The sequence below is a fragment of the Amycolatopsis nivea genome, assembly GCF_004522235.1.
GTDB lineage: Bacteria > Actinomycetota > Actinomycetes > Mycobacteriales > Pseudonocardiaceae > Amycolatopsis > Amycolatopsis nivea.
Genome location: NZ_SDLT01000004.1, coordinates 124,912 through 147,463 on the forward strand (window position 1 = coordinate 124,912; position 22,552 = coordinate 147,463).

A 22,552-nucleotide genomic window follows, 5' to 3' on the forward strand; every position below is an offset into this window, starting at 1 on the left:
AACTGATCCTACCTAATAGCCTCCTAGTGTTCTTCTCATGACGAACGCAACCGCCTCCCTCGCCCTCCGCCCGTTCACCGTCGAGGTCACCGACGCCGAACTCGCGGACCTGCACGACCGCCTCGCCCGCACCCGCCTGCCGCAGCCGTCGCCGACCGACGACTGGGACGCCGGCACCCCGAACGCCTACCTGCGGACGGCGCTCGAGGCGTGGCGGAGCTTCGACTGGCGCGCCGCCGAAGCGCGGATCAACTCCTTCCCGCACTTCACCACCGAGATCGACGGCCAGACGTTCCACTTCATCCACGTCCGCTCCGTCCATCCCGGCGCGACGCCGCTGCTGCTCGCGCACACCTATCCCGGCTCGTCGGTCGACTACCTCGACCTGATCGACCGCCTCGTCGACCCGGTCGCGCATGGCGGCCGCGAAGAGGACGCCTTCGACGTCGTCATCCCCGACGCGCCCGGCTACGGCTTCTCCCAGCCCGTCGCCGAAGCGGGCTGGACGGTCGCCCGCGTCGCCGTCGCGTACGACCGCTTGATGCGCGGCCTCGGGTACGAGAGCTACGGAATCCACGGCTCGGACAACGGCGCGATGGTCGCCAGGGAGCTCGGTGTGCTGAACCCGGACGGTTTCCTCGGCCTGCACGTCCTGCAGCTGTTCTCGTTCCCGTCCGGCGACCCGGCGGAATTCGAACGCCTCGAACCGGCCGATCACGCCGGCCTGGCGCACATGCAATGGTTTCAATCAGTCGGTGGCTACAACACGATGAACGCGTCGCGCCCCCAGACGGTTTCCGTTGGCCTCAGTGACTCCCCGATCGGATTACTCGCCTACAGCGAGCTGTTCAACTCCTTCGGCAACGGGACTTCGCTGGTGCCGCTGGAAACGATCCTGCTGGAGGCGAGCGTGAACTGGTTCGCCAACGCCGCTTCCGGGATGAGCCGCAGCTACCTGGAGAACGCCCGCGCACAGTCCGAGCCGCGGGTGAGCGACGCGCGCACCGGGGTGGCGGTGTTCAAGGACGACTTCCAGACCATCAAGACCTTCGCCGAACGCGACAACACCAACATCGTGCACTGGAGCCGCTTCGAGGAAGGCGGCCACTTCGCGGCGATGGAACGCCCCGCCCTCCTCGCCGGCGACATTCGCGCTTTCTTCGCTAACCGCGACTGACCCCTGCTGATTCCGCGCCCAAACCCCGCCCGCGTTGCTGCGGACGGGGTTCTCGGCGTCCAAGACAGAGCTGTGGGTAGCCGACTTCCAGGGAGTGGTTCACCCAATTGAGTGCCGAATGGATGTTCGATTCTTCGCTACCATGGGGAACGGCTCGGTGGCAGAGCGAATTCGAGGAAGGAGTGTGTTCGATGACTCGTGAAGGCTGAATCTCTTGGTGCGCGGTGTGTTCACAGCGGTGGGTTCACAACGGCGCGAGGTCGATGCGGCGTGTTTGCCGCGACGATTCAGGACAAACGCGATTCAGACACGCACACACAGCGCGTTTCCTGCGATCCGAGGCGGCGGATTCTAGGTGGCTGGCTTGAAACAGTGCTAGGTCGAGGTGGCGTTTCGGTACTGCGCTAGGTCGCCGCGACGCGGGGTCGACGACACAGTGCAGAGCTACGCCGTGCTGTGCGGCTGCCCCTGACGAGTCCGATGTCAGCTCGACGCGATGTGGTTACCGCGACGTGCGCGCGCGGCGCGGTAACTGCCGCTTCGGAGTCCGCTCAGGACTCGACGCTGGACGGGTTATTGCCTTATTGCCTTGGCAGCCAAGGCAATCCGGTCACGGCGGTCGGTGCAACGCGAACTGTCACCGATGCGGTGGAGTTGCCGTGCGGTGGAGTCGCAGCGTGGTGGGTACGCGGTGGCTACGCGGCGGGCGTCCCGTCACAGCTGCAAGGAGCGCGGTCGCGCGTGCGGTGTCGACGTTGCGGCATGGCTGCTTCAGCGTCGATCGCCGCGCTGCGGTTGTTCGTCGCTGCGCCACAGTAGTCGTCGCCGCACTGCGGTTCTCGTCCCCGCGCTGCCGTTGTTCGTGACCGCACAGCGGTTGTTCGGCGCTGCGCCGAGCAGTCGTGGCCGCCGCTGCTGTTGTCATCGCTCCGCCGCGGTTGCCGTCGCCGCGCTGCGGCTGCCGTCGCCGCGCGGCTGTCGTCGCCCTGCGGCTGTCGTAGCTGCGCCGCGATTTGGCGGTCGCCGCACTGCGATTCTCGCCGCCAGCCGCAGTTCTCCATCGCCACACTGCGGCTGTCGTCCCCCCGCTGGGCTTACTGACCCCTGCGCAACAACCCAACCACCGAACCACTCACTCAAGCGGCAGGTCAAACGCGACCAGCGTCCCCAAACTCGGCGAAGAATTGAGAAAAAACCGGCCACCAGCAGCATCAGCACGCTCGGCGAGATGCCGCAGCCCCCGGGTCGCGACCCCTTGCGGCACCCCGGATCCGTTGTCCCGCACGCGAAGCTTCACACCCTCCGCGTCGCGGGTCAACGTCACGCGGGTTTCGCTCGCACCGGAGTGTCGGACCACATTGGACAGTGCCTCGCGCAGTGCGGCACGGATGTGGTCGGCCCGCTCGGCGGGGATGTCGGCGAACTCGCCGGACAGCTCCAGGGTCGGCGGATACCCGAGCAGCTCGCCGGCGATGCGCACTTCACCGCGCGCGGATTCGGCGAGGTCGGTCGGGGTGCCGGGGTCGTGCCGTGGCTCCGGCGAGCGCAGGGCGCGCACGGTGCCGCGGATTTCCTCGATGGTCTGGTCCAGCTGGTCGATCGCGTCGGACAGCCGGGCCCCGTCGGCCTGCGCGAAGCGTTTGCGCATGTTGCGGCGGACCCGGTCCAGTTGCATGCCGGTGCCGTAGAGCCGTTGCACGATCACGTCGTGCAGCTCGCGGGCAATGCGTTCGCGCTCTTGGTAGAGGGTGACGCGATGCCGCGCGTTCGCGCCCTCCGCCAGCGCGAGCACCACCCCGGCCTGCGCCGCGAACGCCGCGAGCATCTCGACCGTGCCCGCGGAAAACGGCTCGCGACCTTGTCGTCGGTACACCGTGAGCGCGCCAAGCACCCGCCCGCCGGAACCGAACGGCGCGGCCGCGAACGGTCCGTACCCGCGCAGTTCGTCCGGCACATACGGGGCCGTGCGCGGGTCGACGATGAAGTCCTCCGCCGCGATCGGCTCGCTGCCGCGCGCGACCTGGCCCGCCGCGGAATCCGTCCCGAGGGTCAGCCCGCGCAGTTCCCCGACCGGCCCGCCGTCACCGTCGCCCGTCGACACCTCGGCGAGAAGGCCGTCGACCCCATACGCCGCCTCGACCACGACGCGCCCGTCATCGGCGCTGACCATCGCCAGCCCGAGGTCCGCGTCCGCCAGCTCGACGGCTCTGGCCACGACTGTTTCCAGCACCCCCTCCGGGTCGTCCCCGGACAGCGCGGTGCTGGTGATCTCCGTAGCCGCGGATAGGGCGCGCGCGGCGAGTGTCGGGTCCATAAGCAACTCCGACCTTAGCGCGGAGCCCTGCCCCAGACCCGAAATCGTGACCGTCACCAACAACCCTCCGTCACGCCGCCACCCGCGGCAACGCCCGCCGCACGACGCGCCCGTCCCGGACCTCGAAAACGATGTCCGCTTGCAGCTCTTCATCCGCATTGTGCGTTACGTGCACGACCGTCCGTCCAGCAAGCTCTGTACGCAACGTCGCCCGCAACGCCCGCGCCGTGGGCTCGTCGAGATGCGACGTCGGCTCGTCAAGCAACACCAACTCCGCCGACGAAGCCGCCAGCAACGCCCGCGCCAACGCGACCCGCTGCGCCTGCCCACCAGACAACCCGCCCCCGGCGCTGTCGAGCACCGTCGCCAAATCCAGCTCCGGCAACTGCGCCTGATCCAGCACCCGCCGCAAATCGGACGTCTCCGCCAACGGATCAGCGAGCCGCAAATTCTCCGCCACAGTGGTCGAGACGAGCATCGGCTCCTGCGGTGCCCAAGCCACCTTCGCCGGCACCACGACCTCGCCGCGACGAGGCTCGAGGAACCCCAGCAAGGCCGCCACCAACGTCGACTTCCCAGCCCCGCTCGGCCCGACGACCGCCACATAAGCCCCGGTCGGCACGCTCAACTCGACGTCCTTCAGCACCGCCTCGCCGCCAGGCCACCCCAGCTCGGCACCCCGCAACCGAACCGCAGCTGCACGCTCCAAGTCCGGCTCGTCGACGGACTGAGCGACAAGGGAACCCGCCGGTTCAGCACGACGGGCTTCTTCGTCAACGTCCCCGGCGGGACCAGCCGCACCCCGCGAACGCCCCGCTCCCGCGCGACCTGCTACTTCGTGGATGTCCCCAGCGGAACCAACCGCAGCATGCGCTCGGGCGTCGGCGTCGCACGCACCCCCGGCAAAACCAGCCACACCCCGCGACCTCCCCGCTCCCGCGCGACCTGCTACTTCGTGGATGCCGCCAGTGGAACCAACCGCAGCGCGCGCTCGGCCATCCGCTTCGCACACACCCCCGGCAAAACCAGCCGCACTCTGAGAACGCCCGACCTCCGACTCGCCGACCACCGCGCCGAGCCGAATCCGAGCCGCTCGCAGGGTGTCCCAATGCACCGCCGCCTGCGGCAACAGCGCCAACACCTCGGCCAGCGCCAAGGGCACCAACGCCAGCAGCGGAGCCATCACCCCCGCCAGCTCCCCACGGCCGACCGCGCCCGCCGCCAGCATCGTGCTGACCACTGCGGCCGCCCCGGTCGCCAGCGTGATCAGTGCATCCGCCGCGCCTGCGCCGAAGGCCTGCCGTCGGGTGTCGGCGGCCAGTCGGGTGTCCGTCGAGGCCAAGTCGCGGCGACGCGAAGCCGCCCCGCCGTAAGCGAGCAGTTCCGCCGCCGACGAGAACAGCACCAGCACCCGCGCAGCGACGTCCCGGCGTCCAGCAGCCAGGGCCGAAGTCGCCCGTCGCTCCAACCGCAACGCGACCGCCGGTGCCGCCAAGCCGACCAGCACAGTCAAGGCCAGTACCAAACCGGCCGACGGCAGCACCAACGTCTGCACCGCGACAGCCCCGGCCGCGACCAGCCCGACCACGATCGGCGGCGACACGACTCGCGGCAGCAGATCGCGCACCGTGTCGACGTCCGTCACCAACCGCCGCTGGCTCTCCCCGGCTTCGAGACTGCGCGCAGGACCCAAGCGCACCAACGCATTCCATAGCCGAACACGCAACCGTCCGGCGATCCGGAAGGCGGCGTCGTGCGTCACGAGCCGTTCGACATACCGGAGTCCGGCCCGGCCGAGTCCGAACGCGCGCACCCCGACGACCGCGACCGTCAAGGTCAGAATCGGCGGCTGCAACGAAGCTTTGGCGATCAACCAGCCAGAGGTCGCGGTGAGGGCGATCCCGGCCAAGAGTGCCAAGGCACCTAACAGGGCTCCCGAGAACAGCCGTCGGTCGAGCAGCATCCGCCAAGGAAGCGGTCGGGCATCAGAACTGTCCGAAGTGGACTCACTGACCGCCGCGGGAGCCGAGTCCTGAACAGCGACTGCGGCTGAACGTTCGTGCGCAGCGATGACCGCCGCCGCACCGTTTTCGACGGCTCGCTCGACGGCGTCCATGACCCGGCGCGCGTTGACGTCGTCCAGGTGTGCGGTCGGCTCGTCCAGCAGGAGCAACCACGCGCCTGACTGAACTCGCAACAATGCCCGAGCCACGGCGACGCGCTGGCGTTGTCCTTGGGAAAGCCGGTCGACCGGACGGTCGGCGAGGCCGTGCAGGCCGAGTTCGCCGAGCATCGCGTCGACGTCCGGTCCAGCGACCGCGAGTTCTTCCCGCACGGTGCCGCCGCTGAAAACCGGCGACTGCGGGACCCAGGCGATCCCCGCGCGCCACCGTTCGAGGTCGGCCTGAGCCAGCGGTACGTCTCCGGCCAGCACCGACCCGTCGTAGGACGGCACGAAGCCCAGCAAGGTCGCTAGCGTGGTCGATTTACCGCCACCGCTCGGCGCGCGCAGCCACACGATCTGGCCGCGCCGGACGGAGAAACTCTCGCCGTCGGGAGCGAATCCACCGCGTCGAGCGACTTTTAGGTCGGACACAACCAACGATCCACAGGGCGCGGTCCGCGTTCCTTCGGCCGGGACCGGCTCCGCGAGCACCGCGGTCACCCGGCGGACCGCTTCCACGCCGTCCTCGCTCGCGTGGAATGCCGCGCCGACCGCGCGAATCGGCTGGTAGCACTCGGGAGCGAGGATCAGCACGCCGAGTCCGATCGCCAGCGGGAGCGATCCCGACACCAACCGAACGCCGATGACGACCGCCACCAAGGCGACCGAGAGCGTCGCCGCGAGTTCGAGCACGAATGCCGAGGAGAACGCGACACGCAACGTCTTGAGCGTGGCGCGACGATGCCGGTCCGACAGTTTCCGGACGGTTTCGGCCTGGGCATCGGCACGCCGGAACGCGGTGAGCACTGGCAGCGCCCGCACCAGTTCGAGCAGCAGGCCGGACATCCGGTGCACCGCGTCCGTCGCGCCGGAAACGCGGTCGGCGGTGAATTTTCCGACCAGGACGGCGAACATCGGCAGCAACGGGACCGTCGCGGCGATGATCACCGCCGACGGCCAATCTGTCCACAGGATCGCCGCGCCTGCCGCGATGGGGACGACCGCGGCGGTGACGAGCGCGGGCAGGTACTCGCGGAAGTAGGAATCGAGTGCGTCGAGGCCGCGGGTCACGAGGGTCGTGAGTTCGCCGTGGCCGCGGCGGGCGAGCCATTCCGGGCCGAGGCGCAACGCGTGGTCGACGACGCGGGCGCGCAGGTCGCGTTGCGCGCTCGCGGCGGCGCGGGCGGAGACCACCCGCACCGCCCAGCTGGTGCCCGCGCGGCCCACGACGAGCGCGAACAGGACAGCCAACTGGACGGTGCGGCCCCCTTCCCCCAGCCCCCGGGAGACCACGTCCGCGAGGATGTCCGCCAGCAGAAAAGCTTGTCCGACAAGGAAAACCGCGTTCCCGAACGACAGCACCGCGACCAGGATCAGCGCTCGGCGCGCGGCCGGCCCCAGGGCCGATAGCGCGCCGAGCGGACCCTTGCCCGGCCGCACAGGGTCCATGGGGGACCCGGTGGCGGAAAGGGGTGCGCGGCCGGGAAGCTCGGTCATGGTGCGTGCACCGCCGGGATGTGCTGGACGCCGATGCGCTTGCGGAACACCCAGTAGGTCCAGCCTTGATAAATCAGCACAGCTGGCGCCCCGAACGCGCCGACCCAGGTCATCACCGTCAGCGTGTAGTGGCTGACCGCGCTGTTCATGATGGTCAACGAGTGCGCCGGGTCGAGCGTGGACGGCAGGACGTTCGGGTAGAGCGCGCCGAAGAAGGTCACCGCGGCGGCCGTGATGACGACCGCGAGCGCCGCGAACGCCTGCCCGTCGCGGTCGACGTAGAGCCGCAGCCACGCGACCGCGGCGGCGAGGACGACGATCACCAGCGAGAAGAGCGTCCACAGTTTGCCCTCGCGGACCTGGACGACCACGAGGAACGCGACCAACGGCAGCAGCCCGACCGGGAGGATGCGCAGCGCGATGATGCGTGCCCGTTCCCGCAGGTCACCGGTCGTTTTCAGGGCAAGGAACGCCGCGCCGTGCACGAGCGAGAACCCGACGATCGCCACCGCGCCCAGCAGCGTGTCCCACCGGACCGACTCGAACGGCGACCCGACGCGGTTGCCTTGCGCGTCGAGCGGCAGGCCGAGCACGGTGGTCGCGAGCAGCAGCCCGACGCCCAGCGGAGGGATCCAGGAACCGATGATGATCACGCGGTCCCAGACGCGCCGCCAGCGTTCGGAGTCGACCTTGCCGCGGTACTCGAACGCGACGCCGCGCCCGATGAGCGCGATGAGGACGAGCAGCAACGGAAGGTAGGCACCGGAGAAAAGCGACGCGTACCAGCCGGGAAACGCCGCGAAGGTCGCCCCGGCCGCGACGATCAGCCAGACCTCGTTGCCGTCCCAGACCGGCCCGATCGTGTTGACGAGGACGCGCCGCTCGGTGTTCGTCTTCCCGAGCACCGGCAGCAGCATCCCGACGCCGAAGTCGAATCCTTCGAGGAAGAGATACCCCAGCCAGAACAACGCGACGATCGCGAACCACAGCGTTTCGAGCGTCATGCCCACTCACCTCGTCCGGCGTGCGCCGGCGTCATCCGGTCGGCCACCGGGTTGTCCCCACGATGGCCCTGAGTTATCCACAACCCGCCGAGTTGTCCACAGATTCGCTGTGGGTAACCCGCGAGAGCCACGACCCGATTACGCTGGGTACGGGGCGTCCCCCCGGTGAGGGCGGGGGCTGCGTTCTCGGCGGGAGGCTGGTCTCGCCAGCCGGTCCAGGCCAGTGGAGCGGGCCGCGCCCAGACCCGGCCCTCCGGGTCTTCTGGCGGCACCCCGGCCCGCTCCACCGGGTCAGTAGGCGAACGAAAGCGCCTGGTCATCGGAATCATCCGAACCTTCGTCAGAAGAGGAAGCAGCGGCAGGCGGCATCACCGCGTCCACCCCGCCCCGTACGTACTTGCGCATCAGGTACAGCTCCACCACGCCCAGCACCGCGTACAGCAGCGTCAACGCGATCAGCGACGTCAGGACCTCGCCCACCGTCAGCCTCGACACCGCCTGTGCCGTGAACATCCACATGCCCTCGACGCCGGTCGGGTTGGGCGCGACCACGAACGGCTGCCGCCCCATCTCCGTGAAGATCCAGCCCGCGCTGTTGCCGATGAACGGCGTCGCGATGCCGCCGAGCACCAGCAGCGGGAACCAGCGTCCGCCGGGGATTCGGCCGCGTCGGGTGAGCCACAGGGCCAGCAGGCCGATGCCCGCGGAGATCGCGCCGAAGCCGATCATGATCCGGAAGCCCCAGTACGTCACCGGCAGGCTGGGCACATAGTCGATCGGTTTGCCCGCGAGCGAACCGAGCGCCGGGTCGTCCGGGTAGTTCGTGCCGTATTTCGCCTGGTATTCCGAAACCAGGTTCTCCACGCCCTTGACCTCGGTGGAGAAGTCGTTGTGCGCCAGGAAGGACAGCAGCGCGGGCACGTTGAACGTCTTGACGTCCTCGCAGTTCGCGTTAGCGACGTCGCCGATCGCGATGATCGAGAAGCTCGCCGGCTTTTCCGTGTGGCACAACGCTTCCGCCGACGCCATCTTCATCGGCTGCTGCTCGAACATCAGCTTGCCCTGCATGTCGCCGGTGATCGCCAGTACCGCGAACGCCACCACGCCGACCCAGCCGCCGAGGCGCAGCGACGAGCGCCAGACCTCGCGGTGTTCGTCCGACGTCGAACGGCGCCGCCACAGGTGCCAGCCGGCCACGCCGACCAGGAACGCCGCCGCTACCGAGAACGCGCCGGCGAGCGTGTGCGGGATCGCGGCGAGCGCCGTGTTGTTCGTGAGCACCGCGCCGATCGAGTTCATCGTCGGCTTGCCGTTCACGAACTCGACGCCCACCGGGTGCTGCATCCACGAGTTCGCGGCGAGAATGAAGTACGCCGAGGCCATCGTGGCCAGCGAGAACGCCCACGCACAGGCCAGGTGCACGCGACGAGGAAGCCGGTCCCAGCCGAAGATCCACAGGCCAAGGAAGACCGACTCGACGAAGAACGCGAGGAGGCCTTCCATCGCGAGCGGCGCACCGAACACGTCGCCGACGAACCGGGAGTAGGCGCTCCAGCTCATCCCGAACTGGAACTCCTGCACGATCCCGGTCACCACGCCCATGGCGAAGTTGACGAGCAGCAGCTTGCCCCAGAACTTCGTCATCTTGAGGTGCCGCAGCTTGCCGGTGCGCACCCACGCCGTCTGCATGGCCGCGACCAGCACCGAAAGTCCGATGGTCAGCGGGACCATCAGGAAGTGGTAGACGGTGGTGATGCCGAACTGCCACCGCGCGAGCTCAAGGACATCCACGTGTCCGATCCTCCGCGCGCACAGTCGCGCCAGCCAGTTCAACACGTCCTGAACCAGCCGGGACCAACGTCCCGCCGACCTGCTGGAATCCGGGTCCGGACCCAGGCCGAGCTACCCCCGATCAGGTGGTGCTCAGCGGGTCTCCTCCACGAGCCACGACAGGTACCGCGGGCTGCCGCCGACGATCGGCGTGACGATGACCTCGGGCAGGTCGTACGGATGCCGCACGTTCAGGAACTCCTCCAGCGCACCGGACCGGTCCGCGGCCGTCTTGCACTCGACCCGCCATTCGGCCGCCGTCTGCACCTCGTCCTCCCACCGGAAAACGCTGGTGATCGGCCCCACGATCTGGGCGCACGCGGCGAGCCGGGCCTCGATGGCGCTCGCGGCGATGGTGCGCGCGGCGGCCTCGGAGTCGACGGTGGTGGTGACGACGACGTGGTCAGCAGACATGACCCGCACCGTACCGCAGCCGGAAAACAGAATTCGGCGCACCGAAAAAAATATTCCGGCCCACCAGCGGCGAGCATTCTGCCGACCTTATCAGGCAATTCGCGAAACCCATCAGCTTGCGGTTTTCTGAACCTCCCCTTTATCGTTGCAGTGAAAGGGGTGAGCACGAACCCATGTCTCCCGCATTGATCGCTCTGTTCAGCGCGTTCGGCCTGGTACTGGCCGTCGAGCTGCCGGACAAGACGCTCGTCGCGACCCTCGTGCTCACTACTCGTTTCCGCGCCTGGCCGGTATTCGCCGGAGTATGCGTGGCGTTCGCCGTGCAATGCGTGATCGCGGTCGCTTTCGGAAGCCTGCTCACCCTCTTGCCGGAAACTCTTGTTTCGGTGCTGGTCGCCGCGATGTTCGGCGTCGGCGCGTTCCTGCTCATGCGCGAGGGCTTCAGCGAAGGCAGCGAAGCGGGCGAGGACGCGTCGCGGTCCGGACCCGGGCCGGTGTCGTTCCTGCGTTCCGCGCTGACGTCCTTCGGCGTGCTCTTCGCCGCGGAGTGGGGCGACGCCTCGCAGCTGGCGACCGCGGGCCTCGTCGCCCGTCTCGGCAACCCGTTCGCGGTCGGGGTCGGCGCGTTCGTCGCGCTGGTGTCGGTCGCCGGGCTGGCGGTGTTCATCGGCGCGAAGATCCGCGACCGGATCCGGCCGAAGCTGATCCAGCGGGTCGCCGGGTTCGTGTTCGCCGGTTTCGCCGCGTTCGCGCTGGCCCAGCTGCTCTGGTAACGGCCGTTTCACAGGAACGCCGGGTAACCTCTTCGGAACCCCCGAACGAGGACCAGGTGAACCCCCGGTGACGCCATGGCCTCCGCCATGACCGCCGAGGAGCGCCCGTGCCGACCACCTCCCGCGCCGCCGTGTCGCCGGTGTCGCCGGTGCACGGCAGGCTCGCGCTGGCGGGCATCGGGGCGGCGGTGCTCATCGCCACAGACCTGCACCTGCGGCTCTCCGCGCAAATCAGCCCGATCTGGCAGACGCTGTCGGAGTACGTCTACGGCAGGCTCGGCGACCATTCGGCCGCGCGGCTGTTCGCCGTCATGTGCCTCGCGCTCGCGCTGGGTTCGCTGGCGTTGCTGGCCGGGCTCGTCAAAGCCCGCCGCTCGCCCGCGGTCGTCATCCTGCTCGGCGTGTGGTGCGCCGGCCTCACGATCTGCGCGACAGTCCCCGTCGACCCCAACGGCGAAGCCCGTTCCTTCGACGGCCAGTTGCACAACGCCGCCGCCCTCACGGCCTTCCTCGCGCTCCCCACGGCCGCCTGGCTGCTGACCCGCCGCGGCGGCCGATCGTGCCCGTGGGAGCCGCGCCGCACGACGATCCGCCGGCTGGCCGTCGCGAGTTTCGCCAGCGTGGCGGTGGTGTTGGGCGGTTTCGTGTTCACCCTGCTCACCGGGCCCGCGCAGCAGGAAGTGACGCTCGGGTTGTTCGAGCGGCTGCTGTTCACGGTCGACCTGGCGCTGCTGCTGACCATGGTCCGCCCGCTGGTCGCCGCGTCCCGCCGCTAGGTCCGCAGCACCTCGGCAAGCTTCAAAGCCGCCTCCACCGCCAACGGCCCCACCTCGTCCGAAGCCAACGGCTCCAACGAGATCACCCCGACGCTCGCCCGCAGACCGGGAACCCCCCGCACCGGCGCGGCGACGCCAGAAGCACCGGCCTCGATCTCGCCGGTCGAAACGGCCCACTTGTCAGTGCCGCCGGGCCGCAACGCCATCGCCCGTCCCGCCGCACCCGCGGCGAGCGCGTGCCTGCTGCCGACCCGGTACGCCACGTGGTAGCTCGTCCACGACGGCTCCACCACCGCGACCGCCTGCGCGTGATCGCCCTGCGCCACCGTCAGATGCGCGGTAGCGCCGACCTTCTCGGCCAGCTCGCGCAACACCGGCCGCGCGGCCTCGCGCAGCTGTGGCAGCACCTGACCGGCCAGCCGCAGCACTCCGACGCCGAGCCGCACCTTCGTGCCGTCCCGCCAGATCAGGCCGCGTTCGGCCAACGGCACCAGCAGCCGGTACACCGCCGCGCGGCTCGCGCCGATGGTCACCGCGAGTTCGGAGATGGTCGCCGCCTGCTCGCCCGAATCGGCCACCGCCTGCAGCAGCGCCAGACCGCGGTCGAGGGTCAGCGACCCCTCCGTGCTCACAACAGCTCGAGTTCACCCAGGTCGGCCACCGGCTCGGCGAAGGACGCCGCCGCGTACGACCCGAACAGCTGCCGGACCGCCTTCGCGGCCGGCTCCGGCAGAGCGCGCGCTTCGTCCGCGAGCGCCTTGCCGTCGGTCGATTCCAGCGCCGCGCGGACGTCGCCGCCGGAGAGGCAGCGCGCCGACGCGACGAGCAGGTTCAGGAAGCCGTGATGCGTGAAGCCGGTTTCCGGGTCGACGTGCCGGACCGCGCGGTGCAGGCTGTTCGTCGCCTTGAACGACGCTCCCGGCGAGCCGCTGACCACGGACAGGAAGTCGGCGACCTCGTCCACGCTGGGGAAGTTCTCCCCCGCCTTGCCACCGCAGCGGATCTTCGGCCAGCTGCCGTGCTCGATCACGTTGCGGACGCCGTCCAGCCAGCCGACGCCGCGGCGCGGTTCGACCACCCGGATGACGTCCTCGGGCACGAACTCCGAGACCCGTTCGAGCCACACCTCGTCGACGTCGGACGGGGCGGGCATCTCCACCATCCGCAGCGACAGCAGCTCGCTGCGCGATTCGACGATCGAGATCGCCTTCGGAACGCCGCCCAGCCCGGTGTCGATGATCAGCGACAGCGGCAGCGGCTCCTTGGGCTTGATCTTGATCAGCTCGGTGATCAGCTCCGGCAGCCGCGAGGCCTGGCACAGGAAAACCCCGAGCACCCCGGCGTGTTCCCCGCCGCGCGATTCGAAGTGCGCACGCAGCGCCTCCGGCATCGCGACGTCCGCGGGCGGGAAGAGCGCCGAGTCGTCGACGAGCCGCGCGAACAGGGGAGGAATTCCACGGGGGCCGGGGGGCGTGAGTTCCACAGCGCTTGACACGACTGACACGCTAGTAGCGTACGGCATGGGGACAAAATCGTTCGCTCTGCGGACGCATTTCCAGGTCTTCCCAACACCGGATCAACCGGCCGAATAAGCCGATTCCGCGCGGCCTCTCCCTTAGGCCAATCCGCTGACCAGCATTTTCCCGTCCCGTGGGTGATCTTCGCGCGCGCTCTTCCCTTCGCGCGGCAATTCAGGTTAGGCTCACCTAAGTAGGAGGTGAGCCGTGACCGAGGCACCCGTATCCGTGCGCCGCCCGCCCGCGCCGAATCCCGCCGAACGCGCCAAGACGATCGCGACCCGCGGCGGCCCGGCGACGATCATGCCGACCGTCGAGAGCGCCGGCTGCGAGGCCGAACGCGTCGAGCCCGTCCTGCATCACGTGCACCACAGCGGAAGCGTCAGCATTCTTCTGCCGGACGAGCACCCGATGGTGCGCGCGTCCCGGCAGGCTCAGCGCGGCGAGCTCGCCGTCATGGTCGAGCTCGCCGACCACGCCCCAGTGGCGCTGCGGGAACCGGTCCGCGGCCTGCTGTGGATCACCGGATGGCTCCGGCCGCTGACGGAGGTGTCGGCCCGCGCCCGCGCGGTGTCGATCGCCGAACAGCGGCCGGACCACCGGCTCCTCGACGTCGGCCACGGCCTCACGCTGCTCCGGCTGACCCCGGCGTCGCTGGTCCTCGCCGACGCCGAGGGCACGCATTCGCTCCGGCCGCACATGTTCAGCGCGGCCCCGCCGGACCCGTTCCACGATTACGAGGCCGAATGGCTGCGGCACCTGGAAAGCGACCATCCGGACGTGGTGGAACAGCTGGGCCGGCACCTGCCCGCGGACCTGCGCGGCGGCCGGATCCGCCCGCTCGGCCTCGACCGGTACGGCCTGCGCCTGCGCGTCGAATCACCGGCGGGCGACCACGACGTCCGGCTGGCGTTCTCCCGCACCGTCGACAGCCCGCCGCAGCTGGCCGCGGAACTGCGGCGCTTGCTCGGCTGCCCGTTCCTGCGCCACCAGCACGGCGAGGACTGACCGTCAGTCGTCGGCCAGCTCCGGGGGAAAGCCGCCGGTCGCGATCGGCCCCCACCGGTCGATCGTGATCCGGATCAGGCTCTTGCCCTGCTTGCGCATCGCCTCGCGGTACTCGTCCCAGTCCGGGTGCTCGCCGGAGATGCTGCGGAAGTAATCGACCAGCGGCTCGACCGAATCCGGCAGATCGAGCACCTCGGCGGTCCCGTCGACCTGCACCCACGGACCGTTCCACTCGTCCGACAGCACGCACACCGACACCTTCGGCTCGCGCCGCAGGTTGACCGCTTTCGCGCGCTTCGGGTAGGTCGAGATGACGATGCGGCCCTCGTCGTCGACGCCGCAGGTGTTCGGGGACAGCTGGGGCCGCCCGTCGGCGCGGGTGGTCACCAGGATCGCGCGGTGACGCGGTTTCAGGAACGCGACCAGTTCGGCGCGCTCGACCTTCGTGTTGGTGGCGATAGTCCTCGGCATACCCCGACGGTAGCGTGCGTTCATGCGCACCACAGAGCGTTCCGGACGGCCGTCGGGCCTGCGATCCTGGCTCAACCCGGCACTTCCGGCGTTCCCGGCTCAGCTCACCGATCCGCGCGAGCGGCGGGCGGTCAAGATCGAGCTGGTCCTCGTTTTCGGCATCACCCTCGGGCTGTCCGGCGCGCGCAGCCTGCTGTCCCTTGTGGACTCGTTGCTGCGGCCGACCCCGTTGGCGCAGCAGCAAGTGCAGCTCAACGTCCCGCGCGCGGCGGCGAGCCTGCTGGACCTGCTCCAGCAGCTGCTGAGCGCCGCGCAGCTGATCGGCTGGGGCGGGCTCGGGCTGTACCTGCTGTGGCGGGCCGGGATGAAACTGCGCGAAATCGGGCTGAGCAGGCGCATCCGTTCCGACGCGCTCATCACCGTCGGGATCGCCGCGCTGATCGGCATTCCCGGGCTCGTGCTGTACTTCGTCTCCTATCACCTCGGGTTCAGCCTCGCGGTGCAACCGTCCACTTTGGGCGATACCTGGTGGCGGCCGATCGCGCTGACGCTTTCCGCGTTCGGCAACGCTTTCGCCGAGGAAGTGCTCGTGATCGGCTATCTGCTCACGCGGCTGCGGCAGCTCGGCGTGCGCGAGAACGCGTCGCTGTTCGGCGCCGCGGTGCTGCGCGGTTCCTACCACCTGTACCAAGGGTTCGGCGGGTTCGTCGGCAACCTCGTGATGGGGCTCGTGTTCGGCCGCGTGTGGCAGCGGACCAACCGGCTGTGGCCGCTCATCGCCGCGCATACTTTGTTCGATGTGGTGTCCTTCGTCGGCTATTCGTTGCTGAAAGGCCGTCTTTCCTGGCTCCCGTGATGCCCGCTCATTAGGCTCGCACTTCGTGAGCGAGACGAGCGAAAGCACCGCACCTCCCAGGGTGGACAGCGAAGTCGGGCCGCTTCGGGCAGTACTGCTGCACCGGCCGGGAAACGAGCTGAAACGGCTCACGCCCCGCAACAACGACAAGCTGCTTTTCGACTCCATCCCGTGGGTGAGCCGGGCCCAGCAGGAGCACGACGCGTTCGCCGACGTCCTGCGCGGACGTGGCGTCGAAGTGCTCCTGCTGGCCGACGTTCTCCGCACCGCGCTGGAAGATCCGCGTGCGCACGCCGCCGGGGTCCACGCCGCGGTGGACGACCGGCGGCTCGGCAGCGACCTCGCGGACTCGCTGAGGTCGCATCTCACGAGCGTCGGCGCGCCCACCCTCGCCGAGGTCCTGATGGCGGGCATGACGTTCGAGGAGTTGCCGTCCGCCGAGGGCGCGTCCCTGGTGCGGATGATGCACCATCCGCGCGACTTCGCCGTCGATCCGCTGCCCAATCTGCTGTTCACCCGCGATTCGTCCGCGTGGATCGGCGACCGCGTCGCGATCTCGTCGCTGACCATGCCCGCGCGGCGGCGGGAAACGGCGCTGCTCGACCTCATTTACGCCTACCATCCGCGATTCCGCCACGCCGCCCGCGCTTACGGCGCGCATTCCGCGCCGATCGAAGGCGGCGACGTGATGCTGCTGGCCCCCGGCGTCGTCGCGATCGGCGTCGGCGAACGGACGACTCCGGCCGGCGCCGAATCGCTCGCGCGTTCGGTATTCGCCGACGGACTCGCGCATACCGTCCTCGCGGTACCGATCGAACAATCGCGCGCGACAATGCATCTCGACACCGTATGCACGATGGTCGATGTCGATGCCGTCGTGATGTATCCGCTCGCCCGCGATTCCCTGACCGCGTTCACCATCAAGCCGACCGGCGACGGCGGAGTGAAAGTGGCGGGCCCGACGCCGTTTCTCGAAGCCGCCGCGGAAGCGATGGAGATCGACCGGCTGCGGGTGATCGACACCGGCCTCGACCCGGTCACCGCGGAGCGCGAGCAGTGGGACGACGGCAACAACACGCTGGCACTGGCCCCGGGTGTGGTCGTGGGATACGAACGCAACGCGGAGACCAACGAACGACTCACCGCGGCGGGCATCGAGGTGCTGCCGATCACCGGGTCCGAACTGGGGTCCGGCCGCGGCGGCCCGCGCTGCATGTCGTGCCCGGTGCGCCGCGATCCCCCGGCAAAGAAAAGTTAGCCTCTCCTTAATAAGGGCGCACATATTAAGGGAAGGCTAACCAAAATAAGCATTTCCTTCTTGAGGAATGGTAACCCTAATAGGGTGGAGATCACCAGCCAAAAGTGGAAAATAATCGGACATTGACGTACGGTGATGGACATGGCCGCTACGAAGAAAGAACCGCGCTCGAAGTTTTACGAACTGCTGCAGGCGCAGATCCACAACGAGTTCAACGCCTCCCAGCAGTACATCGCGCTCGCGGTCTGGTTCGACAACGAGGACCTGCCGCAGCTCGCGAAGCACTTCTACAAGCAGTCCGTCGAGGAGCGCAATCACGCGATGGCGCTCGTCCAGTACATGCTCGACCGCGACCACCACGTCGAGGTCCCGGGCACCGGCGAGGTGCGCAACGAGTTCTCCGCTCCGCTCGAGCTGCTCGAGCTCGCGCTGGAGCAGGAGAAGGAGGTCGCTGCCGACATCTCCGCGCTCGCGAAGGCCGCGCGAGCCGAGGAGGACTACATCAGCGAGCAGTTCACCCAGTGGTTCCTCAAGGAGCAGGTCGAGGAGATCTCCCAGATGTCGACGCTCGTCACGGTCGCGCGCCGCGCGGGTGACAACGTCTACGAGATCGAGAAGTTCCTGCACCGCGAGGCCGTCGGCGACGCCGGCGCGGACGCCGGGATGCCCCCGGTCGCGGGTGGCGCGCTGTAAGCGCTCGACACGTGCCGGAAGCCCGGTTGTCCCCAGTGTGGACAACCGGGCTTCCCCATGTGGATAACTTCAGCGCCGCACGTAGTGCGCGATGAGCACGCCGGTGGTGGTCGCGACGCTGCCGTCGAGCGAAAACTCGGTCAGCGGAGCCGGTCCTTCGAACAGCCGCGCGCCGCGGCCGAGGGTCAGCGGATGGATCAGCAAGGTGTAGCGGTCGACCAGCCCGGCGGCGTGCAGCGCGCGCACGAGCGAAACGCTGCCGATGATCGAAAGATCCTTGCCCGGCAAGGCTTTCAGCTCCGCCACGGTCTCTACCGCGGAGCCCCGCAGCAGCACCGAATTCTGCCAGGCGTCCGCGTTGTCGAGGGTGGTCGAGACGACGTACTTCGTCGCCGCGTTCATGTGCGCGGTGAACGGATTCCCGTCCGTCCGCGGCCCCCAAGCCGTGGCGAAGTCCTCCCAGGTGCGCCGGCCGAACAGCATGTCCCCAGGCCGGCTCATGCCCTTGCCCATCTCGCGGGCCATGACGTCGTCGCTGTAGCCATTGCCCCAGCCGCCTAGGTCGAACCCACCGCGCGTGTCCTCGTCGCTGCGGCCGAGGCCTTGGACGACGCCGTCGAGGGTGATGCTCAGGGTGACGCTGATCGAACGCATCGGGGATGTCCTTCCGCTTCCGCGGGCCGCCAATCGGCCCGTCACCCGCTACACGAGCGGCGCGGAGCCAGATCGACATCGGCTCACGGAATTTTTCAGCCGGCGCAGTCCTGCGTCTTCGCCCGGACCTCGATGGCCTGGACCGCCCCGTCCGAATCCAGCGTGAAGTGGTACGCGCCCTGGTCACCGGTCGGCGACACGAGTGCGCTCCCCGACTCCGACGTACCCGGATAGGTCGCGGTGACCTGGTCCTTCGGCGACCCTTCGCCCACGCCTTCCGGGGTGTGCGCGGCACCGTCGGGCTTCACCGCGACCACGCCGTTCTCCGCCGACACGACAGCCGTCGAGGGAGGCACCCCGCCACCGCTGACGTCGTAGTAAGTGCAGCCGGCCGACTCTTTCACCGTCGTGAGCTTCATGCCCTGGTCGGTGAGCTGCTGCTCGGTCATGCCGAGCTTCACCGCGCCAAGGCCGTCCGCGGTCACCAGCGCTCCGGACACGGCTTTCGGCGGCGTCGTCTTCGGCGGCGCCGGCTTCGTGTGGTGCGGACGCGCGGGCGGCACCGGCGGGTCGGCCACGGTGGGCTCCATCGGCACGGGCGGCGCTTGCACCTGCGTTGATTCGGCGCTCGACGGGGGCTCGGGTACCGAAGAAGGCAGCGTGGGCTGCGCCGAAGCGACCTGCTGGGCGGCGACGCCGGTCGCGGCGGGCTGGGTGCGCAACTGAATCGCCACCAGCCCGGCCGACCCCACCGCGAGCACGCACACCGCCCCGGCCGCGGATGTCAGGACCCGCTGCCTGCGCCGCCGCCTGCGCGCGCCGGCCACGATGGCCGACGCGGCGTCCTCGGCTGGTTCGACGGCTAGCCGGTCGTCGGCGAGGAGGGCGCGGAGCCGCTGTTCCAGATCGTCGGGCTGACTCACCCGGCGTCGCCTCCTTCCTGGTTCCTCAGTTTCGCCCGCAGGGACGCGATCGCCTTGCTCGCTTGGCTTTTCACCGTCCCCTGGCTGATGTCCAGCGCCTTGGCGATCTCCGCTTCGGACAGTCCTTCGTAGTACCGCAGCACCATCACCGTGCGCTGCCGCGGCGGGAGGTCGCGCAGCGCCTGCCACAGCGGCTCGTGCTCGAACGGGTCCTTCGGCGCGCACGGGCTGGTGTCCGGCAGATCCGCGACGAGGTTCTCCCGCCGCGTCCGGCGCCAGCGGCTGACGTGCGCGTTCGCTATCGAACGCCGCACGTACGCGAGCGGGTCGCCGGTCTTCTGCTGCACGTACGACCAGCGTGCACCGATCTTTTCGAGCACGGTCTGCACGAGGTCCGCGGCGTCGTGCGGGTTTCCGGTGAGGACGTGGCCGTAGCGGAGCAGCCCGGGCAGGGCCTCGCGCACGAAGTCGCCGAAGTCCGTGATGGCGTTGACCGTCTCCGCCTGCTGACCGGCCCAGGGCGGATCCCCGCTGGTCAGAGGCAATGCGGCTGCCGTCACCGTATCGCCCCCTCCCCGGATGACCGCGTCGAGCGACGGTTCCTCGTCATCCCCACCACGCATGAGCGCCCCCGAGGGTTGTCCCGTCTCCGTCGCTACTTTCCGTAGCTGTGGACAACTGAGGTCAGCGCACGGAAAGCGACTCGGGCAGCTTCAAGACACCGTCCGCGTCAGTGGGGAAATCGTGTACCGCGACCACAGCGTTTCGCGGGATCGGCCCGTAAATGTGCGGGAACTGGATTCCGCGCGGGTCCGGCGGGTCGCCGTCCTCCCAGCGGACGGGCGCGTCGACCAGCTTGGGGTCGATTTCCAGCAGGACCAGACCGGATTGGCCGCGGAAGACGGCGTTGGCGGGAAGGGCGACGGTGCCCGGGTCCGAGCAGTGGATGAATCCGGCGTCGTCGAGCGAGGACGCGCGGTATTCGCCGTCGGCGGGCACCGCGGCCCACTCGGCGCGGGTGCAGATGTGGAGGATCACGCGGCGATCATCCACCTGTGGACAACTCGGGTCGAGTTGTCCACAGGTGGACAAGTCAGCGGATGGTGAGCTGGCGTCCGATCAGCCCGTCGCGGGCACGCCGCTCGGCGGCGTTGAGCGGCTCGGCGTCGAGCGACTTGAGCGCCTCGTCCAGCCGGGCGCCGAGCTGGTCCTTGGGCTCGGCCCACTCCCGCGCGTGCGCCTCGGGGTCGAGGTCCCACACCGGGACGAGCAGGCCGTGCGCACGGAACGACCCGGCGTACCGGGTGCCCTCGCCGAGCCCGAGCGTGCCGGCCGCGGACAGCCGCGCAAGCGCTTGCAGCAGCAGGTTCTCCGGTTCCGGGCGGACCCAGCGCAGGTGCGCCTTCTCGCCGGCGAGCACCCAGTACGCGCCGGAGCCGAGCCGGTCGGTGGGCATGATCGCGGCGTTCGCGCGTTCGAGGGAGACCGCGACGTCGCCGGTCGCGTCCGCGTCCTCGGGCAGCCACCACGCGAAGTCGGTGTGGAGGGCGACCTCCAGCTCCGCGCTCGGCACGAGCAGGTCCTGGAGCCGGTTGTGCTCGTCCGGGTCGGTGGGCGACGTCGTGTCCGGCACCGACAGCACGTCGCCCGGTTCGGCGTCGAGCAGCCAGCGCAGCGCACGGCCGAGGTCGCGGCTGATGTCGGAGGACCGGGTCTGCACCTGAAGGCCGAGGAACCGCTCGCCGTCCGAGCGGACGAACGCCGCGGCGGCCATGGGCAGCACCGTGCCGAGCGTGACGTCGCCGCCGTCGGCGAGCGTCAGCTTCGCCGTGGCCGACGGGACGAACTCGCGCAACGCGATCAGCTCCGGCTCCGCGGCCAGACCCTCGAACGGCTGCCCGACGAAGACGTCGCGCACCTTCGGCTTGCGGTCCGGCTTGGGACCCTTCTTACGCGCGCCCTTACCCATTTCAGCCTCCTCGGAACTCGATGTCAGACGCTATCGAAGGGACCGGCCGTCCAGGCTCGCGGGTTAGAGTCAGCTCGTGTTCGACCCTCGCGATCCCGCCTTCCTCGCCGACCCGTACCCCGCGTTCGCCGCGCTGCGCGCCGAAGGCGAGGTGCACCAGCACGACGGCCTCGGCATCGCAATCACGGTTTCGCACGCCGCGTCCGCCGCCGTGCTCCGGCACCGCGGGCTCGGCCGCATCTGGACCGACGCGCAGCCGCTCGAACGGTTCGCGTCGTTCAACCTGCTGCACCGCAACTCGTTGCTGGAGAACGAACCGCCGGCGCACACCCGCCTGCGCCGCGTCATCGCGGGCGAATTCGGCCGGGGCCACGTGCAGCGGCTGCGTCCGATGGTCGCGGAACTCGCGGAGTCCATGGTGGACACCCTGGCCGCGAAAATCGCCGCCGACGGCAGCGCGGACCTGCTCGAACACCTCGCGCAACCACTGCCGGTCGCGGTCATCGCCGAACTGCTCGGCGTCCCGACGTCGGACGGCGCGCAGCTGGTGACGTGGAGCAACGCCATCGTGAAGATGTACGAATACGGCCTCTCCGAGGACGGCCGCGACGCCGCCGAGCAGGCCGCGGCCGATTTCGTGGCGTACCTGCGCGAGGTCGTCGCCGGCTCCCCTCGCGGCATCGTCCGGGACCTGACCGCGAGCGAACTGACCCCCGACGAGGTCGTCGCCACCGCGGTGTTGTTGTTGATGGCCGGGCACGAGGCGACGGTGAACGTGATCGGCAACGGGGTGACCGCACTGCTCACCCACTACCCGGAATGGGAGCGGCTTAGGTCCGACCCAACGTTGCTGGACTCGGCTGTGGAAGAACTGATCCGCTTCGATTCTCCGTTGCAGTTGTTCGAGCGCACGGCGACCGAGGACGTGGAAATCGCTGGTCACCGGGTCGCGAAGGGCTCGAAGATCGGCGCGCTGCTGGGTGCTGCGGCACGCGATCCGAAGGTGTTCGACGCCCCGGACACCCTCGATGTGGGCCGGTCGCCGAACGCGCACCTCGGTTTCGGGATGGGGATCCATTACTGCGTCGGGGCACCGCTGGCCCGGGTGGAGATCGCGGCCGCGTTGACGGCGTTGACGAAGCGGCTTCCGGAGTTGCGGCTCGCCGCGGAGCCGGAGCGGAGGCCGGAGTTCGTGATCCGCGGATTGCGGACTTTGCCGGTGACCGCCTGAGGCAGGGCTCGTGAGCGGCATCT

General features: G+C 69.3%; 21 protein-coding genes. 8 read left to right on the plus strand and 13 right to left on the minus strand.

The genetic code is table 11. The annotated features are described in order from the left end of the window. Positions 1-37 precede the first annotated feature (37 nt). Complete coding sequence (locus tag EIZ44_RS06425; RefSeq protein ID WP_134727976.1) at positions 38-1,177, plus strand: epoxide hydrolase family protein; 1,140 nt, start codon at positions 38-40, stop codon at positions 1,175-1,177. 1,132 nt (positions 1,178-2,309) lie between these two features. Here EIZ44_RS06425 and EIZ44_RS06430 read toward each other — a convergent pair. From EIZ44_RS06430 to cutA, 5 genes are all read right to left on the minus strand, one after another. Beyond that, positions 2,310-3,491: a GAF domain-containing sensor histidine kinase gene (locus EIZ44_RS06430; RefSeq protein WP_134727977.1), complete on the minus strand. Its 1,182-nt coding sequence runs from the start codon at positions 3,489-3,491 to the stop codon at positions 2,310-2,312. A 70-nt stretch (positions 3,492-3,561) separates the two neighbouring features. Then, positions 3,562-7,104, minus strand: coding sequence for a thiol reductant ABC exporter subunit CydD (cydD, locus tag EIZ44_RS06435; RefSeq protein ID WP_134727978.1), 3,543 nt, complete (start codon positions 7,102-7,104; stop codon positions 3,562-3,564). Between the two features lie 44 nt (positions 7,105-7,148). Next, complete coding sequence (cydB, locus tag EIZ44_RS06440) at positions 7,149-8,156, minus strand: cytochrome d ubiquinol oxidase subunit II (RefSeq protein ID WP_134727979.1); 1,008 nt, start codon at positions 8,154-8,156, stop codon at positions 7,149-7,151. Between the two features lie 291 nt (positions 8,157-8,447). After that, positions 8,448-9,947, minus strand: coding sequence for a cytochrome ubiquinol oxidase subunit I (locus EIZ44_RS06445; RefSeq protein WP_134727980.1), 1,500 nt, complete (start codon positions 9,945-9,947; stop codon positions 8,448-8,450). 132 nt (positions 9,948-10,079) lie between these two features. Next, positions 10,080-10,400, minus strand: a complete 321-nt coding sequence (cutA, locus tag EIZ44_RS06450) for a divalent-cation tolerance protein CutA (RefSeq protein ID WP_037718964.1) — start codon at positions 10,398-10,400, stop codon at positions 10,080-10,082. 173 nt (positions 10,401-10,573) lie between these two features. On the opposite strand from cutA, the gene EIZ44_RS06455 reads away from it, so the two are divergent. Together EIZ44_RS06455 and EIZ44_RS06460 are read left to right on the plus strand one after the other, a co-directional pair. Further along, positions 10,574-11,173 carry a TMEM165/GDT1 family protein gene (locus EIZ44_RS06455; RefSeq protein WP_167754004.1) on the plus strand — a complete coding sequence of 200 codons (600 nt, stop codon included), beginning with the start codon at positions 10,574-10,576 and terminating at the stop codon, positions 11,171-11,173. Positions 11,174-11,280: 107 nt separating this feature from the next. Beyond that, positions 11,281-11,949 (plus strand): DUF998 domain-containing protein, encoded by a 669-nt coding sequence (locus tag EIZ44_RS06460; RefSeq protein ID WP_134727981.1) that lies wholly within the window; start codon positions 11,281-11,283, stop codon positions 11,947-11,949. Here EIZ44_RS06460 and EIZ44_RS06465 read toward each other — a convergent pair. Together EIZ44_RS06465 and EIZ44_RS06470 are read right to left on the minus strand one after the other, a co-directional pair. Next, positions 11,946-12,581 (minus strand): IclR family transcriptional regulator, encoded by a 636-nt coding sequence (locus EIZ44_RS06465; RefSeq protein WP_043837868.1) that lies wholly within the window; start codon positions 12,579-12,581, stop codon positions 11,946-11,948. The genes EIZ44_RS06460 and EIZ44_RS06465 overlap by 4 nt on opposite strands. Then, positions 12,578-13,432 carry a hypothetical protein gene (locus EIZ44_RS06470; RefSeq protein WP_268744717.1) on the minus strand — a complete coding sequence of 285 codons (855 nt, stop codon included), beginning with the start codon at positions 13,430-13,432 and terminating at the stop codon, positions 12,578-12,580. The genes EIZ44_RS06465 and EIZ44_RS06470 overlap by 4 nt, the downstream gene beginning before the upstream one ends. Before the next feature lie 241 nt (positions 13,433-13,673). On the opposite strand from EIZ44_RS06470, the gene EIZ44_RS06475 reads away from it, so the two are divergent. After that, the gene (locus tag EIZ44_RS06475; protein WP_134727982.1) at positions 13,674-14,474 is read left to right on the plus strand and encodes a DUF2470 domain-containing protein; all 801 of its coding nucleotides are present in this window, start codon (positions 13,674-13,676) and stop codon (positions 14,472-14,474) included. 3 nt (positions 14,475-14,477) lie between these two features. Here EIZ44_RS06475 and EIZ44_RS06480 read toward each other — a convergent pair whose 3' ends face one another. Next, on the minus strand, positions 14,478-14,945 hold the full coding sequence (locus EIZ44_RS06480; RefSeq protein ID WP_134727983.1) for a PPOX class F420-dependent oxidoreductase: 468 nt from the start codon (positions 14,943-14,945) through the stop codon (positions 14,478-14,480). A 22-nt stretch (positions 14,946-14,967) separates the two neighbouring features. On the opposite strand from EIZ44_RS06480, the gene EIZ44_RS06485 reads away from it, so the two are divergent. The 3 genes from EIZ44_RS06485 (at position 14,968) to EIZ44_RS06495 (ending at position 17,752) form a co-directional block, all read left to right on the plus strand. Next, the gene (locus EIZ44_RS06485; RefSeq protein WP_134727984.1) at positions 14,968-15,801 is read left to right on the plus strand and encodes a CPBP family intramembrane glutamic endopeptidase; all 834 of its coding nucleotides are present in this window, start codon (positions 14,968-14,970) and stop codon (positions 15,799-15,801) included. A 61-nt stretch (positions 15,802-15,862) separates the two neighbouring features. Next, positions 15,863-17,059, plus strand: coding sequence for an arginine deiminase (locus EIZ44_RS06490; RefSeq protein WP_134728058.1), 1,197 nt, complete (start codon positions 15,863-15,865; stop codon positions 17,057-17,059). Between the two features lie 141 nt (positions 17,060-17,200). Then, positions 17,201-17,752 carry a ferritin gene (locus tag EIZ44_RS06495; protein ID WP_037807613.1) on the plus strand — a complete coding sequence of 184 codons (552 nt, stop codon included), beginning with the start codon at positions 17,201-17,203 and terminating at the stop codon, positions 17,750-17,752. Between the two features lie 69 nt (positions 17,753-17,821). Here the strand turns inward: EIZ44_RS06495 and EIZ44_RS06500 are convergent, their stop codons facing one another. The 5 genes from EIZ44_RS06500 to EIZ44_RS06520 form a co-directional block, all read right to left on the minus strand. Further along, positions 17,822-18,406: a dihydrofolate reductase family protein gene (locus EIZ44_RS06500; RefSeq protein WP_134727985.1), complete on the minus strand. Its 585-nt coding sequence runs from the start codon at positions 18,404-18,406 to the stop codon at positions 17,822-17,824. Between the two features lie 95 nt (positions 18,407-18,501). Then, positions 18,502-19,329, minus strand: coding sequence for a hypothetical protein (locus EIZ44_RS06505; RefSeq protein WP_134727986.1), 828 nt, complete (start codon positions 19,327-19,329; stop codon positions 18,502-18,504). Then, positions 19,326-19,889: a SigE family RNA polymerase sigma factor gene (locus EIZ44_RS06510; protein WP_240691232.1), complete on the minus strand. Its 564-nt coding sequence runs from the start codon at positions 19,887-19,889 to the stop codon at positions 19,326-19,328. The genes EIZ44_RS06505 and EIZ44_RS06510 overlap by 4 nt, the downstream gene beginning before the upstream one ends. A gap of 124 nt (positions 19,890-20,013) precedes the next feature. After that, positions 20,014-20,367, minus strand: a complete 354-nt coding sequence (locus EIZ44_RS06515; RefSeq protein ID WP_134727987.1) for a DUF952 domain-containing protein — start codon at positions 20,365-20,367, stop codon at positions 20,014-20,016. A gap of 55 nt (positions 20,368-20,422) precedes the next feature. Then, a complete protein-coding gene (locus EIZ44_RS06520) occupies positions 20,423-21,298 on the minus strand; it encodes a DUF5926 family protein (RefSeq protein ID WP_134664509.1) in 876 nt (291 codons plus the stop codon). A gap of 76 nt (positions 21,299-21,374) precedes the next feature. On the opposite strand from EIZ44_RS06520, the gene EIZ44_RS06525 reads away from it, so the two are divergent. Further along, positions 21,375-22,529 (plus strand): cytochrome P450, encoded by a 1,155-nt coding sequence (locus EIZ44_RS06525; RefSeq protein ID WP_134727988.1) that lies wholly within the window; start codon positions 21,375-21,377, stop codon positions 22,527-22,529. The last annotated feature ends 23 nt before the right edge of the window (positions 22,530-22,552 follow it).

Excerpts from the sequence above, each read along its gene's own strand:
- EIZ44_RS06480 (WP_134727983.1), bottom strand. The coding sequence starts at position 14,945 with ATGCCGAGGACTATCGCCACCAACACGAAGGTCGAGCGCGCCGAACTG.
- EIZ44_RS06430 (WP_134727977.1), bottom strand. The coding sequence starts at position 3,491 with ATGGACCCGACACTCGCCGCGCGCGCCCTATCCGCGGCTACGGAGATC.
- EIZ44_RS06500 (WP_134727985.1), bottom strand. The coding sequence starts at position 18,406 with ATGCGTTCGATCAGCGTCACCCTGAGCATCACCCTCGACGGCGTCGTC.
- EIZ44_RS06425 (WP_134727976.1), top strand. The coding sequence starts at position 38 with ATGACGAACGCAACCGCCTCCCTCGCCCTCCGCCCGTTCACCGTCGAG.
- cutA (WP_037718964.1), bottom strand. The coding sequence starts at position 10,400 with ATGTCTGCTGACCACGTCGTCGTCACCACCACCGTCGACTCCGAGGCC.
- EIZ44_RS06495 (WP_037807613.1), top strand. The coding sequence starts at position 17,201 with ATGGCCGCTACGAAGAAAGAACCGCGCTCGAAGTTTTACGAACTGCTG.
- EIZ44_RS06455 (WP_167754004.1), top strand. The coding sequence starts at position 10,574 with ATGTCTCCCGCATTGATCGCTCTGTTCAGCGCGTTCGGCCTGGTACTG.
- cydB (WP_134727979.1), bottom strand. The coding sequence starts at position 8,156 with ATGACGCTCGAAACGCTGTGGTTCGCGATCGTCGCGTTGTTCTGGCTG.
- EIZ44_RS06520 (WP_134664509.1), bottom strand. The coding sequence starts at position 21,298 with ATGGGTAAGGGCGCGCGTAAGAAGGGTCCCAAGCCGGACCGCAAGCCG.
- cydD (WP_134727978.1), bottom strand. The coding sequence starts at position 7,104 with ATGGACCCTGTGCGGCCGGGCAAGGGTCCGCTCGGCGCGCTATCGGCC.
- EIZ44_RS06485 (WP_134727984.1), top strand. The coding sequence starts at position 14,968 with ATGCGCACCACAGAGCGTTCCGGACGGCCGTCGGGCCTGCGATCCTGG.